General features: G+C 63.5%; 11 protein-coding genes. 7 read left to right on the forward strand and 4 right to left on the reverse strand.

Annotated features, from left to right (window positions below):
- Positions 1–61 precede the first annotated feature (61 nt).
- The 5 genes from ACOYYX_RS14810 (at position 62) to recA (ending at position 7,775) form a co-directional block, all read left to right on the forward strand.
- On the forward strand, positions 62–1,111 hold the full coding sequence (locus ACOYYX_RS14810) for a S1C family serine protease (RefSeq protein ID WP_422930679.1): 1,050 nt from the start codon (positions 62–64) through the stop codon (positions 1,109–1,111).
- A 200-nt stretch (positions 1,112–1,311) separates the two neighbouring features.
- On the forward strand, positions 1,312–3,129 hold the full coding sequence (locus tag ACOYYX_RS14815) for a hypothetical protein (protein WP_422930680.1): 1,818 nt from the start codon (positions 1,312–1,314) through the stop codon (positions 3,127–3,129).
- Between the two features lie 428 nt (positions 3,130–3,557).
- Positions 3,558–5,777 (forward strand): peptidylprolyl isomerase, encoded by a 2,220-nt coding sequence (locus ACOYYX_RS14820; RefSeq protein WP_422930681.1) that lies wholly within the window; start codon positions 3,558–3,560, stop codon positions 5,775–5,777.
- A 244-nt stretch (positions 5,778–6,021) separates the two neighbouring features.
- Complete coding sequence (gene thpR, locus ACOYYX_RS14825; RefSeq protein WP_422930682.1) at positions 6,022–6,618, forward strand: RNA 2',3'-cyclic phosphodiesterase; 597 nt, start codon at positions 6,022–6,024, stop codon at positions 6,616–6,618.
- Between the two features lie 71 nt (positions 6,619–6,689).
- Entirely contained in the window at positions 6,690–7,775 is a 1,086-nt protein-coding gene (recA, locus tag ACOYYX_RS14830) for a recombinase RecA (RefSeq protein WP_422930683.1), read from the forward strand.
- Positions 7,776–7,788: 13 nt separating this feature from the next.
- Here the strand turns inward: recA and ACOYYX_RS14835 are convergent, their stop codons facing one another.
- The 4 genes from ACOYYX_RS14835 to ACOYYX_RS14850 form a co-directional block, all read right to left on the reverse strand.
- Positions 7,789–9,117, reverse strand: coding sequence for a hypothetical protein (locus tag ACOYYX_RS14835; protein WP_422930684.1), 1,329 nt, complete (start codon positions 9,115–9,117; stop codon positions 7,789–7,791).
- A gap of 195 nt (positions 9,118–9,312) precedes the next feature.
- Positions 9,313–10,476 carry a chorismate synthase gene (aroC, locus tag ACOYYX_RS14840; RefSeq protein WP_422930685.1) on the reverse strand — a complete coding sequence of 388 codons (1,164 nt, stop codon included), beginning with the start codon at positions 10,474–10,476 and terminating at the stop codon, positions 9,313–9,315.
- A 1-nt stretch (position 10,477) separates the two neighbouring features.
- Complete coding sequence (locus tag ACOYYX_RS14845; RefSeq protein ID WP_422930686.1) at positions 10,478–11,377, reverse strand: phosphoribosylaminoimidazolesuccinocarboxamide synthase; 900 nt, start codon at positions 11,375–11,377, stop codon at positions 10,478–10,480.
- Between the two features lie 119 nt (positions 11,378–11,496).
- Positions 11,497–13,203, reverse strand: coding sequence for an ArnT family glycosyltransferase (locus ACOYYX_RS14850; protein WP_422930687.1), 1,707 nt, complete (start codon positions 13,201–13,203; stop codon positions 11,497–11,499).
- A gap of 435 nt (positions 13,204–13,638) precedes the next feature.
- Between ACOYYX_RS14850 and ACOYYX_RS14855 the strand changes: the two genes are divergently transcribed.
- Together ACOYYX_RS14855 and ACOYYX_RS14860 are read left to right on the forward strand one after the other, a co-directional pair.
- The gene (locus ACOYYX_RS14855) at positions 13,639–14,940 is read left to right on the forward strand and encodes an esterase/lipase family protein (RefSeq protein ID WP_422930688.1); all 1,302 of its coding nucleotides are present in this window, start codon (positions 13,639–13,641) and stop codon (positions 14,938–14,940) included.
- Positions 14,941–15,100: 160 nt separating this feature from the next.
- A complete protein-coding gene (locus tag ACOYYX_RS14860; RefSeq protein WP_422930689.1) occupies positions 15,101–16,681 on the forward strand; it encodes a peptide MFS transporter in 1,581 nt (526 codons plus the stop codon).
- Positions 16,682–16,696 lie beyond the last annotated feature (15 nt).

Here is a 16,696-nt window from a genome sequence, read left to right on the forward strand (position 1 = left end):
AAACGATCCGGGAGAGCGAAACTTGAGTCTCCGCCTCGCTGAAAGGAAGGGACATCGGATAATGCGCTGGGTCCACGCGGTCGTTGTCACGCTGACTTTGATCCTAACATCGAACCTGGCGTTGGGAGAAACCGAGGTCATCGGCCTGAAGGACGGCCATCAGGTGACGGGTGAGGTGATCGCCGAGAAGTCTCAGGCGATCTACGTCGACCTCGGATTCGATATCCTGAGGATCCCCCGCGATCAGGTCGTCCACCGGGGCAAGCCCGGGGCGGAGCGCACCGTCGCGTCCAGCTCGACCAAGCCCGTGGAAATCGACCCGACCGGGTTGTATTCCAGCGGTTCCCTGCGTCCTGCGCCCGTGAAGGAGCTCGTCTCCAAATATGGGGAGGCCGTCATCTCCATCGAGACGCCCTCGGGGAAGGGGTCGGGCTTCCTGCTCAACGATCAAGGATATGCTGTTACGAACAACCACGTGATCCAGGGGGAGACCCGGATCGCGGTGGTCCTCTATCAGAACGTCCCGAGCGGCCTGGCCCGTCGTCGGATCGACAACGTCGAGATCGTCGCGCTGAATCCTTTCGTCGATCTCGCCCTGTTGAAGCTGCCGCCCCAGAAGGATTTGAAACTCAGCCACGTCGTCCTGGGTAGCCTCGACGACCTGAATGCGGGGGACGGCGTCTTCGCCATCGGCAATCCGCTCGGGCTTGAGCGGAGCGTCTCGCAGGGGATTCTCAGCACCCGGAACCGCAACTTCGAGGGTCAGATCTTCCTCCAGACCGATGCGGCCATCAACCCGGGTAACTCCGGCGGTCCCCTCTTCAACCTGAAGGGGGAGGTGATCGGCGTGACCAACATGAAGGCCACCCAGGGGGATAACCTGGGTTTCGCGATCCCGATCAATTCCGTCAAGGAATTCCTCCAGAACCGGGAAGCCTTCTCCTTCGACAAGGAAAACCCGAACACCGGCTACCGCTACCTTGACCCTCCCCGGCGCCTCCGCGCGGGGAAGCCTCCCGAGGCCGAGATCTCCGGAGATAAGGGCAAGGAGAAGGAGAAAGAGAAGGAGTCGGCGAGTCACGAAGTGCTTTCCCCGAAAGCAAAGGGTTGATGACCTCGCGGAGATTCGAGGCTGCGCCTGTCACCGCGGGCTACGTCTCGGTCGAGTTGATGGGTAAAGTGACGAACCGCTCTCGCACGCGCAACGTCGTTGAGATTCAACGATGCTGTCCGCGATGAGCGAGTCGGTAAGTTCCCTCCGCCGGTGAGCCGGGGGGTGGTGTTCGACGCGTGGTAAGGGAGTCTTCAGCAATGCGTACCCCGAAGCGGGCGGCCCTCCGCCTCGCCCTCGCCGGCTGGCTTGGCCTGGCTGGTATGTCGCTCGTGGCGGTCCAAGGACAGACCGTTGCACCCCCGGAGAAATCGCTCCCCGATTCGACCTTCGGCTTCCTGAAGGTGAATAACGCCGCCGCGCTTCGCGAAGCGTTCCGCTCGACCCAGTTCGGTCAGCTCTGGAACGACCCCGCCCTGAAGGACTGGCGTGACGATCTGAAGACCCGCCTCAGCGACGCCGGGACCTCGCTCAAGAAGCGGGTCGGCGTCACTTACCAGGAACTGCTTGAGCTCCCGCAGGGGCCGGTCACGATTGCGCTCGTCCGCAAGGACGACCCCAAGCTGCCGATCTCGGTGCTCATCAGCGCCGACGCCGGCAAGAACGCCAACACCATGGCCGACGTGCTGGGCAAGGCGACCAAGCAGGGCGAAGAGAGCGGCGCCAAGCTTTCCACGTCCGACTTCAAGGGGACGACCCTCCACGTCATCCAGCCTCCCAAGCGGGAGAAGAAGGAAGACGCGAAGGACGACGACACCCCCGAGCCGCCGGTGGTCTGGACGCAGCAGGGCACCGTCTTCTACATCGGCAGCGATGTGGATGCCGTCAAGGACCTGCTCGCCAACACCTCGGGCCGCGACAACTCGCTGGCCGCCAACGAGTCGTACGACAAGACCCTGAAGAAGCTCGGCCCCGACGGCCAGGTCACCTGGTTCATCGATCTCTCGAAGGTTTTGAATCTGGTCCTCCAGGCCCGCCCCTCCAAGGGTGACGCGAACCAGGCCCAACAGACCGAGCTGATCGTCCAGACGACCGGGCTCAAGGGCCTCAAGGCCGCCGCCGGTTCGTTCGTGCTCAACAGCGGCAGCTTCGACAGCATCTCCAAGACCGTGGTCCTGACCTCGGGTCCGGCCCAGGGCCTCCTGAAGATCTTCAAGCTCCCCCCGGTCAGCCTCCGCCCCGAGGCCTGGGTCCCCGCCACCGTCGCGAGCTACCAGTCGTTCAGCTGGGACCTCGACGCCGCCTTCACGGCGATCAATGACCTGGCCAACACGATCCAGCCCGGCATGCTCGACGTCGTCGAGCAGCAGCTCGTCGGCCCCAACGGCGGCCCGGCCCTGAGCTTCCAGAAGGATCTCTTCGGGCCCCTCGGCGACCGCATCACCCTGATCAGCGACTTCAAGAAGCCGATCAAGGAGGAGAATCAGCGCATGCTCGTGGGCGTCGCCCTCGAGGATACCAAGGCCTTCACCAGCACCCTCAGCAAGCTCATCGAGCTCTCGGGTGCCGCGCCGAAGACGCGCGACTTCCAGGGGACGAAGATCTATGACTTCGACCTCCCGGAAATCCCGAACCAGCCGGGTGCGCCGAACGTCGGGCAGTTGAAGGGCCCCATCAGCGTGGCGATCGCCAAGGACACGCTCTTCCTCTCTCTCGAGCCGACGCTGCTTGAACAGGTGCTTCGCGGCGGCGGTCAGTCGCTGGCCGACAGCCCCTCGTTCCAGGCCGTGGCCAAGGAGATCCCTAAGGCCGTCAGCACGCTCAACTATGTCAAGCCGGAGGAGCAGGCCAAGCTCTCCTACGACATGATCAAGAGCGGCAACTTCCAGAACGCCCTCCAGGGCGCCGCGGCCGCCGGTGCGCCGGACCTCGCCCGCCTGTTCGAGGTCCTGAACAAGGACAAGCTGCCGGACTTCTCCGTGTTCGCCAAGTACCTCTCGCAGGGTGGCGGATACAGCATCCAGACCGAAGACGGCCTCTCGTCCTTCACCTTCACGCTCCGCAAGGCGAATCCCTGATCGCGGACGACGGAGGCTTTGGGCTCCCGTAAGTCATCGAAATTGAGAATGAAGGGGCGGGCCGAGGGTTCTCGGCTCGCCCCTTTACATTTCGAAACGATTCTACGAGCCCTCACCCCCGCCGACGGAACGGCCCGTCCGCGATGGAGTTTAAGGCAAGGGCCCGACGATCTTGCCAAGCGTCTTCTCGTTACGGACCCGGGATTTCGCCATTCTTCTTCCTCGCGCCTCAAGCCGGGGGATCGTTACAGCCGATTCCTTGAGAAGAAACATCGACCCTAAAAGCGCCAGGCGTGCGCGTCTGGTCAGGATCGGTCGATCGAGGTCGAGGAGGTTTTGTGATGTTGGACCGCGCGTGGGACAGGACGAATCGCAGGTCGCCACGAAGGGGCCGACACCCCCGAGTTGAGGCGCTAGAAGGGCGAGAGTTGCTGACTGCCTCCCTCGCGCCCATTGGTCCGGTCAGCGTACCCACGACCCTGGGCTTCCAACAGCCGCTCAACGGCAGCGGCGATACCAGCAACAACCAGACATTCCAGGTGGCCTCGAGCAACCCGGACATCAAGGTGTCCGTGGCTCAGGGGAAGTTCCTGACGCTCCAGGTGAATCACACCGCGTCGTCGACCAGCACGACGGACGTCTCCTTCGCGGGGACGCTCACGTTCCAGCTCTTCTCCGACTTGACCCCGAACACGGTCGCGGAGATTGAGTCGCTCATCACCTCGGGCTTCTATAACAGCTCGACGGCGGGCACCTTCAACCGGATCGCCAACTCGTTCCCGACGACGTCCGACTACATCTTCCAGGGCGGCTCGGTCACCGGGACGACCTCGGGCAACAGCAATCAGCCGGGGACTCCGTTCGTCGACGAGTTCAACCCCCAGCTCGCCTTCACGGGGCAGGGGCAGTTGGCCATGGCCAACTCCGGTCCGGACTCGAACGACACGCAGTTCTTCATCACGAGCTCGAATAACTGGAATATCAATTCCTATCGATCTTTGGATTTCGGCTACACGATCTTCGCCCAGCTCGTCGCGGATCCGAACGGCATCCTCCCCCAGATGTCGAAGGTGGCCGTCGACTCGAACAACAAGCCCCTGAGCCCGGTGAACTTCGTCCCGACGCTCAGCACGACCAACGCCAACGGCGTCCTGCACATCGACGCCACCAAGGCCACGGCCGGCGAGAAGGCGACGATCACCGTCACCGCGACCGACCCGACCGATAACACCAAGGCCGTCCAGAGCTTCCCGGTCTCGGTCATCGCCAACAATAACTCGACCGGCACCGCCGTCGTCGAGAAGCCCTACCTCCAGCAGTTGCCGTACCCGACGACCGTCATCAATCCGACCGGCAGCCAGCCGCAGGTCGTCTACCAGCAGACGGTCTCGCAGAACCAGTCGGACATCTTCCAGATCCAAGGGTACGCGGCGACCCCGGGCGACCAGCTCACCTACACGGTCCAGGGCGGGATCTCGACCGACAGCACGACCGGCCAGCCCACGTTCACCTCGGTCCAGAACGTGAAGTCGGCGACCGTCGACCAGAAGACGGGCGTCGTGACCGTCGTCCCGACCGCCGGATTCACGGGCACGATCAGCCTGATCGTCGGCGTGAGGGACCAGACGAACCGCGCGGGGACCACCTCGCTGGACTCGCCGTCGAACTATGACTACCACCGGGTCCAGTTGACGGTCACGTCCTCGACGACGCAGGTCGCCCTGGCGCCGATCGCCTCACCGGTGACGGCCTCGGCCCAGGCCGGTACGCCCACGAAGATTCAGCTCCTCGGCACGAGCGCCTCGCCGGGGATTTCGAAGGGGCTGACCTACACGCTACTCTCGCAACCGACGAATGGGACGATCTCGGACTTCAACCCGTCGACCGGGACGTTCACGTACACCCCGAAGTCCAACTCGACCGGGACCGATTCGCTCCAGTACCAGGTCACCGACAATCTTGGTAACACGGTGCTCTCGAGCGCGGCCTCGACCGTGACGATCACCAATGCCTTGGCCACGACCGGCTCGGTGCGGATGATCGACAACGTCCTCGTGATCACGCCGACGCCCCGTACCGACAAGGGTACGAACAACATCGTGATCAGCGAGACGACCAACGCGAGCACCCAGGGCAACAACACGATCTCCGTGACGATCAACGGAACGATCGACGCCACACAACCGCTCGACTCGAGCGTCGACCGCATCGTGATCTTCGGGGCCAAGGCCAGCGACACGATCACGGTGAACTCGAGCGTCAACTCGCAGATCCCCGTGACCATGGATGGCGGCCACGGCGGCACCAACGTCTTGCAGGCGGGGGCCGGCCCGACCAGGGAACACGGCTGGTTCGGCAAGAACACCCTGATCGGCGGCACCGGGGACAACCAGTTGGTCGGTGCTGTGGGTCGGGTGAAGTTCAGGCCGACCGCCACCACCACTGAGATCTTCGCCGGGCAGGGTCACCCTGGGTACACGATCTACAAGGGCAAGGGCGACTACCGCACGACCCACTACACGCCGCCGACCGGCACCTTCTACAAGTTCGTGAACGGCAAGCTCATCCCGAGCACTCCGGCCGCTTCGGGCGCCGGGACCGTCGCGTCGCGGACGAGGACGGCCCGGGCGGCTCGCGGGAAGGCCTGAGCGATGGCCGTAGGCCCGGCTCAATCCGGCCCTTGACAATTCGATCGTTGATCTCAAGGAAGGGTAGCCCGGGAACTCCGGGCTACCCTTCTTCGTTGATGCGCAATCTTTTCAGGAGTCGCCGCATATCGATCGGACCGAGCCGAGGCGGGCACTTCCCAAGGGCGGCACCTCGCGAGGTTTCTCGCTCGGGGTTATGCTAACGGCTGAACCGCCGACGAAGACCCCGTGACCGAGCTTGACCATGCAGTCGACCCGAACGTTCATCGCGATCGGGCTCCCAAAGCCCAAAATCGAGAAGTTAACACATCTCCAGAGCTTGCTGGCCCCCCAGATCCCGAACGTACGTTGGGCCGAGGGCGTAACGCTTCATCTTACGCTGGCGTTCCTCGGCGAAGTCGAGAATGCCGACCTCAATAACGTCTGCAAGACCGTCCAGCGCGTCGTGACCGCGTCGAGTGCTTTCGACCTTCGGCTCGAGAAGTTCGGGGCGTTCCCCGATCAGACTCGTGCGCGAACCCTCTGGGTCGGAATCGGCGGGGGAGGGCTGGACACCCTCCTCGCGCTCCAGGCGGATATCAACCAAGCCGTGGGGGATGCAGGCTATCCGACCGGGGAAAACTCCTTCCATCCGCACATCACGATCGGACGGATGCAGAAAGGACGCCAGTTCGCGTGCGACGTCACGCCGCAGATCCAGCATTTCCAGACCTGGACGGCGGGCCATTTCAACGTCACCGAGGTGACGACCTACTCGTCGCACCTGACCCGAGAGGGGCCCGTCTACACGCCCCTCTCGACGGCCTCTCTGCCTCGACGAAAAAACCGACAAGTCCCTTGACAGTCCGCTCAACAGCAGTTAGCTTAGTGTTCTAACGTACACATCGCAGGAAGATCGAGGGGGAATTCGACGTGGCGAAGCGACAAAGTTCGAGCGAAGCGAAGCCTCAGGCGACCTCGGCCGAAGAGAAGGCCCTCAACACGACGCTCAGCCAGATCGAGAAGACCTTTGGCTCCGGGGCGATCATGAAGTTGGGGGATGGGAGCCACCTCGAAGTGGAAGGGATTTCCACCGGGGCGCTCTCCGTCGACCTCGCCCTGGGAGGGAAGGGGCTCCCCCGCGGCCGTATCATTGAGCTCTTCGGGCCGGAGTCGAGCGGTAAGACGACCATCGCGCTGCACGCGGTGGCCAACGCTCAACGAACTGGCGGCGTCGCCGCGTTCATCGACGCCGAGCACGCGCTCGACCCGTCCTGGTGCAAGCGGCTCGGTGTGAATCTCGAGTCCCTGCTAGTCAGCCAGCCCGGCAGCGCCGAAGAGGCGCTCCAGATCGCCGAGATGCTCGTGATGTCGAATGCCGTCGACATCATCGTGATCGACTCGGTGGCCGCCCTCGTGCCCAGGGCCGAAATCGAAGGGGAGATCGGCGACAGCTTCGTCGGCGTCCAGGCGAGGTTGATGAGCCAGGCGCTCCGCAAGCTGACGGGCGGCGTCTCGCGATCCAAGTGTGTCCTCGTCTTCATCAATCAGATTCGCGAGAAGATCGGCGTCATGTTCGGCAGCCCCGAGACGACGCCCGGCGGCCGTGCCCTCAAGTTCTACAGCTCCTGCCGGATCGACGTCCGCCGCATCGGGCCGGTCAAGGATGGGGAAGAGATCACCGGCTCGCGCGTGAAGGTGAAGGTCGTCAAGAACAAGGTGGCCCCGCCGTTCCGCGTCTGCGAGTTCGACATGATGTACAGCAATGGGATCTCTCGCGAAGGAGATCTCATGGACCTCGGCCTCGCCGACAAGATCATCGAGAAGTCGGGATCCTGGTTCAACTACGGCGACCTGCGGCTGGGGCAGGGGCGTGAGAACGCCAAGCAGTACCTGCGTGATAACCCGGCCGTCGCCGAGGAGATCACGTCGAGGATCCTGGAGTCGCGCGGGGCTCACGTCGCCCTGGACACGAATGGCCAGGGCGACAACGACGAAGGGGAGGAGGATCTCGAGTAAGCCGCTCGGTCGGTCAATTCCCCTCCAACCTTTGCGGAGCCATGTTCGGTGGCGTCGGGAGGCAGAGCAGGAGCCGGGATTCGGCCGTCAGGGGCACCATGATCCCCGTGTTCGTCGCGGACACGGGGAACAGTGTCTTGATGAGACCTCGGACATTGGCCGCGCCCCTCGGGCCCGCTGCCATCGGCCCTTGCTGGCTGGTGAGCACGACCTCGGGGGCGTACTCATTTCCCAGGGCTCCGCCGATCTGGATCTCGCCGTTGCGCTGGATGTCGAAGGTCAGGCCCATCGCGCCGAACTCGACTTCGGGCTTGCGAAGCGTCGTGTGCTTGACGCGGTCGGCGATCCGGAACTTCATCTCCTTCTCGAGCGACGCGAGCAGTTCTACGCCGATCGACCCTTGATGGGTGGTGAGCCCGCCGCTGACGTCGATCCATCCCATGCCTTGTCCCGGCCGCTCGCCCCAGTGGGCGTTCTTGATGGTGACGTGCGCCAGGCCACTCAGTCGATGGCTGGGGAAGCGCCGGCCTACGAGCGTGCCGAGGTCGATGTCGAGCAGATCCCCCTGGAAGGTCGCCTCCCACTCATTCCCGGCGGCCTGCTGGAGCGAGAGCGTCCCCTCGACGCGGGCCTTCGGTCCCAGCCATTCCTCGGCGTTGAAGAACGGGTTGAGCATCCGGCAGGGCAGGGCGGGGCCCTCGGCGGTCTTCAGGGTGATCGAGGTCCGGACCGGCTCGTGAGATCTGTCGCGGGTTACGGCGAACTCGGCTCGCGAGGAGCTTGCGCTCAGCGAGGCGACGCGATAACTCCCGCGCAAGGTCGGGCCCATCTGGTCAGCCTGGAAGGTCGCCACGACCTCGCGGAAGTCATAGCGAATGCCCTCGCTGCCGAGGTCGAGCTCGCACGTCGGAGCGGTGAGGCTGACGCGTTCGTAGTTCCCCGTCGTCGGGCGCTGGAGCAGGGCGGCTACGCTCGCCATCGAGAGCTTCGGGCTCTCGCCTGTGAGGCGCAGGCCCTGGGTCTCGAGCAATAGCTCACGATCCACGCGATGAAGTCGCATCGACGAGGCGCGGGCGATCTCCCTCAGGCCCCTGCGTCTGGGCTCCTCTTGGCGGAAGACGATTCCTTTGTAGAGGACCTCGCCGGGCTGAGGGTATCGTACGCCCTCGATGGACACTTGAAGTCCGAGTTGACGCCCGATCTCGACTTCCAACTCGCGGAGATGACCCGGGCTACGGATCTTCCCGGCGGTTGTTGCCACGTAAAGCGTGGGGGCAATCGTGAGGGCCACCAGCCCGATCGTGGCCAGGATCTGACGGACGGGGCGAGTCAGGGGAAACATCCATGCCTCCCTGAAGCAACATTGGATCGTCTTGGATACTTCGCAAACCGCGATGCGAGCGCGTGAGGGTACCGCCGTGATCCGTCTGGCCACACGGCTCGACGCGCCGGACGTCCCTCGATCACTCAATTGAGACGCGGCTAGGGCCCACCGCTTCGAGGCGGGCCATCAAGCGCGTTGGCGAGGCGGCCCGGCTCAACCGTTCGCGACGGTCTTACCCCATTCCTCGAGGTGAGTGCGGGCCAGCTCGTGCATGGACCTGATCGCCGCCTTGATGGCGCCCAGGCTCGTGCCAACGTATTTATCGACGATGGCGGAGGCAATCTCAAAGGCGACAACGTTCTCAACAATCACACTGGCCGCGGGAACGGCACAGACGTCAGAACGCTCATAGGTCGCAGGCTGAGGGGCCTTTGTCGCCATGTTCACGGACGGCCCGCGCGCCGCGAGGGTGCTGATCGGCTTCTTGGCGGCGCGGACGATGATCGGCTCACCGTTCGTCGTCCCCCCCTCGATGCCGCCGGCATTGTTCGTCGGCCGGCGGAACCCGAAGCGGGGATCCTCGGGGTCGACGACGTCCTCGTGCCTGATCGGATCCATGACCTGAGACCCCGGCCGTCGAGCCGCCTCGATGCCGAGCCCGATCTCGACCCCCTTGATCGCCTGGATGCTCATGACGGCCAGGGCGAGCCTGGCGTCGAGCTTCCGGTCCCACTGCACGTGGCTGCCGAGCCCGACGGGGCATCCGGTCACCACGGCCTCGACGATGCCGCCGAGGGTATCGCCCGCGGCCTTGGCCGCGTCGATCGCGGCGACGATGGACGGGTCGGCCTCGGGATTCAGGGTATAGACGGGGCTGGCGTCGCGGACGGCCAGGTCGGTCGTCGTCGGAGGCGCGGCGATCCCGCCGAGCTCGGAGACGTATCCATAAACTTGAATGTGCAACTCGCGGAGCAGGAGCTTGGCCAGGGCGCCGACCGCGACGCGGAGGGCCGTCTCCCTCGCGCTGGCCCGCTCCAGGACCTGGCGGATGCCGGTCTGGTAGTTGATCGAGCCGGCGAGGTCGATGTGGCCCCCTCGGGGCGAGGCGGGCTGCTGGAGACGCTCGAGCTTCGCGTCGTTGTTCGCGAGCCGGAGCGTGATCGGGGCGCCAGTGGTGATTCCCTGGTACGTCCCCGACTCGACGAAGATGCGGTCGGTCTCGAGGGTCTGCCGCTTGCCCCGGCCGTAACCCCCTTGCCTTCGCTTGAGCTCGAAATTGATGAATTCGTGGTCGAGGACGATCCCGGAGGGGAACCCCTCGACGATAGTGGTCAAGGCTGGCCCGTGCGACTCGCCGGCGGTCAGGTAGCGGAGCATGTCATTTCCAGGGAAAATCGCGGCCAGTGATGATCTCGTAGGCGTTCACGTATTTTTGACGCGTCTTCATGATCACGTCATCGGGCAAGGCGGGAGGGGGGCTCGACTTGTCCCAGTCCGTGGCCTCCAGCCAGTCCCGCACGAACTGCTTGTCGAACGAGGGCTGAGGTCCGCCCGGGCAATAGGTCTCCACCGCCCAGTATCGCGAACTGTCGGGGGTGAGGACCTCGTCGATCAGGATCAAGGATCCGTCGGCCTCGTCGATGCCCCATTCGAACTTGGTGTCGGCGAGGATCAGGCCTCTCTCTTTCGCACGCTCCTTGGCGGCGAGATAGATCGCGACGCTGCGGTCTCGCAGGGTCTTCGCCAGGTCCGCGCCGATGTCGGCGGCCATTCTCGCGAAGGAGACGTTCTCGTCGTGTCCCGACTCCGCCTTCGTCGCGGGCGTGAAGTAGGGCCGATCGAGCTCGTCGCTCTCGGTCAGGCCCGGGGGCAGGGGCTCGCCACAGATGGTCCCGCTCGAGCGGTACTCTTTCCATCCACTGCCCGAGATATAACCGCGCACGACACATTCAAACGGGACGACGCGAGCCTTCTTGACGATCATCGAGCGCCCTGAGAGGGTCTCGCGTGCCTCGTCGGAGAGGTCGAGCCCCGCGTCGTCGATCTCGGTGGAGAGCAGGTGGTTGGGGACGTCGAGCCAGTCGAACCAGAAGGAGCTGAGGCCGGTGAGGACGCGGCCTTTATCAGGAATCCCGGTGGGCAGGACCCAGTCGAAGGCGCTGATGCGATCCGTGGCGACGAGCAGGAGCCTGTCGCCGAGGTCGTACACGTCTCGCACTTTCCCCTGACGCTTGGGGAGATCGGGAAAAGAAGTCTCCAGAAGCGTCACGCCCCACATCCCTTCGCACTGTCCTAAGTTCGTGTCCGGTAACCCCATTGTACTGTACAACGGGACGGCCCACGCGGGCAAGAGTCGCGTGGGCCGTCGGGGGTTCCCTGGGTGGAACGGAGAAGGGCTCAACGCCTTGTCTTATCCGCCGAAAGCTGGCTTATCGAGACCGGCGGGGTGACCCCCTGCTTCGGCACGAATTCATAGACGATGTACAGCGAGTGCCAGGTTGGCCCGAGCTTCTTCTCGACCGAGCTGACGTTGTACTTGTCGAAGTCCTTGAGCTCGTAATGCTCGAGCATCCCGGCCATCCATCGCTGGAATTCCGGAGTCTTCTGCGGCATCTCGTTGAACAGCACGCAGCGCAGGGGATGCTTCTCCGAGACGGCGTCGAGCCGGATGGGAGCCCCCTGCCCGTGTCTCGCCGAGTAGATTTTCTGATAGCAGAGATACGTATCCGTCGCGTCGTTCTTCCAGTGCTCGGGCCGGAACTCCACGCCCAGATCCTGCTTCACGCAGGCGAGTTCCGCATCCCTTGCGAGGTCCGTCCAGAACCATTCCGCGAACGCGCGGGCCTTCTGGTCGGTGGCTGTCTTGTAGGGGTGGGCGGCGTCGAAGCCGATGTGGCCGAGCCCCAGCAACGCCAGCAGGAGGACCATCCCACCGAGGATGTGCCCTCGGGAACGGAAGCTCGGCAGGCGTTCGATGAGTGCGGCCGCCCCGAGGCCGGTGAGCAGGCAGACGATCGGAACGATGTACTGCATTGTCCGGGCGCTCATCCCATACGGATAGCGATGGATCGCCGCGGCAAGCATGGCCAGGCCGAACGGGGCGAGGCAGATCCCCAGGATGGCCCTCCGATCGCGCCGCCAGAGCACGATGGCACCGACCACGAAGCAGAGGAACGTCAATGTACTCGCGCCACGTTCGCCCCCCTCGGGATAGGCGAACATGTGGCCCGTGTTCATGGAGAAGAACCAGACGACGAAGCCCGTGATGCTGTTGAGCGGCGGGAAGGCCGGGGCCCAGGCATCGTGGAAGTACGTGTGATCCTGCGGGGCCGTCTTGTAGAAGGAGAGCAGCACCATGAAGGTGATGACCGCCCCGAGGTTGAACGCTACGTAAGGCAGCCAGATCGCCAGCCGCTTCGATCTCCAGACCATGGCGAGGAGCCCGATCCCCACGCCCCCCACGATGAAGATCGCCGGGTAGGAGAGCCCCACGGCGATCGGCGAGGCGACCGCCATGATCCAGAGCCAGAGGGGCCGCTCGGGCTTCCGCCACCATTCCACGGCCATCGTCAGGAAGACCAGGGCCACGAAGAGGTCGGACCCATAAGGTTTCACTTCCGCGACGTAGCGTAGCGGCCATCCGGCGACGGCGAAGATGGCCACGGCGATCAGCAGCGGGACGCCGCTCATGATCCGCCCGGCGAAGTGCCGGAAAACCGGCACGCTCGCCACGCCACAAATAATCGGAAAGAGCCGCAGGCTCATCTCGTTGAAGCCGAAGAGCTTGACCGAGGTCAGCTCGACCACAAGGAAGAGCAGGGGGCAGACCTGCCGGTAATCGAGGGGCCGGAACATGTCCGAATAATCTCGGCTCAGGAAGTTGGCCGCGATCATCGTCTCGTCACACCAGAGTGGGAAGTTCAACAAGTAGCGGACGAGCCGCATCACAATCCCGAGGACGACGAAGCCAAAGATTGCACGCGTAACCCAGGGCTCGACAATGGGTTCGATCCTCAGCGGCAGTGGCCGGTTGGGATCCTGAATCGAGCCGGATTGGCTCGACGAGACGTCGCCGAGCATGGATTCCGTTTCCGTTCTCGCCATGGTCGGCACTCCTTGCCACCGGTCGTCCGCGGGCTGTTCACAGCATTGCTCATGGTCTTCGCATCGTCATCGCGGGAATGAGAACCCGCGATTTCAATCGCGAAGCGGCGTGACAGCGGGGGGAGAGAGTTTGCGTATCATGCAAATTCTCGGAATTGCGTCAATTCTCACTATTTTCGGGGTCTGAGCGACAGTTGGGCATTCCCAAGGGCCGGTGCCCGAATTATCGTCCCGGAGGGGAGTTTTAGGGCTCTGGCGGTTGGCCTGGCCTGGGAACCGAACATAAGGACCATTATCAGACATTGTAGTACGGGCGAAAATCGCTTCTCTCTCGAAGACCCGCCTCCCGGATTCGCCCCGGAACCCGGTCCGCCTATAATCCGGGGCCATCGGGAATGGACTGAATCGACTTTCGGGATGGTTTGAGAGCTCGCCATGCTCGCTTTGTTGATTGCCGTCGCGTGCAGCCTCGGCGGATCGTCGAATGGTCGAGATGAGACGAACAGCCGGCCGCTCGAGGTCCGGATCGCGTTGGAGGCGGGTCGCGATTTGGATGTGGGCCAGTTCGTCGTGACCCTGGGACAAGCGACCGGCATCGCCGTGGTCAAGCCCGAGGGCTCGCTGAGCGTGCCCGTGGCAGGTGTCGGAGGCGGAGTCTCCCGGAACGCCCTCGAAGGCTTGCTCGGCCCGGCCGCGTCCTTGAGCTTGGACGGTAAGTCGCTCGTGGTCTCCCTGGACCGGACTCGGACGACCGGCGATTCTCGGGCGGACTGGATTCAGCGACTTAGGAAGCTGGCCGAGCATGTTGAACAAGAAGCCCGACGCGAGGCCAAGTATGGGATGCGTGCTCGTCCGTCCTACAGGCCCAACGATCCCGGTCGGCCGACGATCTGCCTCGTGCACGGATTGAATTCATCATCGGGCGGCTTCGTGCACATGATCCCGCCACTCGAAGCCGCCGGGTTCGGGGTAGTCGTCTTCGACTATCCGTTCAACCGGGAGCTCGAAGATTCGTGCGACCGCTTTCGGAAGGATTGGGCGGAGTTCCGTCACAAGAATGGTGAGACGAGGCCCTGGGCGATCGTCGCGCATTCCATGGGGGCCCTGGTCTCGCGTTCCTATGTCGAGACTGACGGGGTCTACGACAACGACGTGTCGGATCTCATCCTGATCGCCCCAGTGAACCAGGGGTCGAGCCTCGCGAAGATCCAGACGTTGCTCCAACTCCTGGATAGCGTCCGTGCCGTCAGGGGGAACAAACATGCCGAGGCCCTCTCGCACCTGGGGGACGGGCTCGGCGAGGCGGCGAAGGACATCCTGCCCGGAAGCCGGTTTCTCAAGGCCTTGAACAAGAACCCCAGGCGAGCGGGCGTCCGCTACCGGATCATCGCCGGGGATGTCGGCTTCGTCACGCGCGAGATGCGTGCTCAGGTCGAGTCCCGGATGGCGACCGTCCGCAAAGGTGGCGGCCTGCTCGGTGGGCTCGTGCGACTGGCCTCGGCCGAGGTCGAGGATCAACTCGACGAGGTGAGCGACGGCACGGGGGACGGCTGCGTGACCGTCGAGCGGACGAAACTCCCCGGCGTTGTCGACCACGTGACGATCCACGCAAACCACGCGGAATTGATCCGGGCTCCTCTGCTCTTCCGCGACCCCGGCCCGGTCGCCTGCATGCCTTACCTGCTGAAGTGGCTTCCCGCCAGGACGCCGGCCGCGGCCAGTTCCTCGCCGCCTTGAGTGAGGCCCCGTCTCAGCGCGCGGGCCAGGAGGGGCTTGGGAACCTCGGGATGATTCGTTACTCTTGTTCGCGTTCCGGTTTCGGTCGCGAGCGCGCGGTCCATGTCCGAATCAAAGGTCGCGGTCCCTCTCCCCACCGCAAACAGAGAGTTGTGTTCGCATGTCGAATTCTGCCGAACTCGAGGTGACGGCCGACGGGCCCAAAGTGGGACATCCCAAGGGCCTCTACGTCCTCTTCAGCGCCGAGATGTGGGAGAGGTTCAGCTACTACGGGATGCGGGCGCTGCTGGTGCTCTATCTCACGAGCAAGCTGGGATACAAGCGTGAGGAAGCCCTTGGGCTCTACGCGACCTACACGGGCCTGGTCTATCTGACGCCGCTCCTGGGTGGGCCGCTCGCAGACAGGTTCCTCGGCCAGCGTAAAGCTATCTTGATTGGTGGATTGCTCATGGCACTCGGCCATTTCGCCATGGCCTTCGAGGAGCATCTCTACATGGCGCTAGGCCTGATCATCCTGGGCAACGGATTCTTCAAGCCGAATATCTCGACGATGGTCGGGCAATTGTATGAACCCGGAGATAGTCGGCGAGACAGCGCCTATACCATCTTCTACATGGGTATCAATCTCGGGGCATCGATCTCACCCCTCGTCTGCGGCTTCCTCGCGAAGCAGCAGGGCTTAGGGGAGCATTACGGATTCGGGGCCGCCGGGGTTGGAATGCTTCTTGCCCTGCTCACTTTTATTTTCATGCAGCGGGTCCTGGGGAACCAGGGATATCCTCCTGGACGCGGGGAAGGGCCACACCGATTCTTCCCAATCGACATCGTGCATGTCATCGTACTGACCGTGCTCGGGGTTGGCTTGGTCTTCGTCGCCCTCAAGCCGGCAGCCCAGATCGCGCAAGCCGGGGGACGCTCTGGATCGTTGCTCGTCCTATCTTATTGGATCTTGTTGGCGCTGGTATATGTAGGTTTTACGTTTCTGCTATGCACCTTTACCGAATCTAATCTCAAGGTCCAACACCCAACAGGCTCCCTCGACGCCAAGCGGGACGCGGGCACATTGGCCGAAGATGACCCGACAAGCCTCCCCTTCACCGGCGTCGACTGGCAAAGGCTTGCTGTCATCTTTTTTGTTTCCATGTTTTCCATCGTTTTCTGGATGGCGTTCGAGCAGGCGGGCGGCACGCTGACGCTGTTCGCGGAAGAGAAGACCAATCGATTCGTATTCGGATATGAGTTTCCCGCCTCGTGGTATCAGTCGGTTAACCCGTTCCTCATTATCGCGATGGCCCCAATCATGTCCCAGCTTTGGGGTAAGCTCGATCGCACGAAATACGCCTTGAATTCGGCGGCGAAGATGGGCCTGGGGCTGATTGTCCTCGGCCTTGGCGTGACGATCATGGCGACGGCCGAGAGCCAGGCGGCGAAGTTCGGCAAGGTCGGCCCGCTCTGGCTGGTGTGCGTCTATCTGCTCTACACGTTAGGCGAACTCTGCCTGTCTCCGATCGGACTCTCCCTCGTCAACAAACTGGCGCACCCTAAGGTCGCCTCCCTCATGATGGGAGGGTGGTTCGTCTGCACGGCGGTGGCGAACTTCCTGGCCGGGAAGCTGGAAGAGTTGCTCAAGGAAACGCACATCAACATGTGGACGTTCCTCATCTTCACGTCGATCGGGCCGGGCGTGGTGCTGCTGCTGCTGAGCCCGCTGCTGAAGAAGATGGGACATGGACGGCTTTGATCCGGCATATGTGAG

The sequence above is a fragment of the Singulisphaera chitinilytica genome (genome assembly GCF_049331405.1).
Taxonomy (GTDB): Bacteria; Planctomycetota; Planctomycetia; order Isosphaerales; family Isosphaeraceae; genus PoT.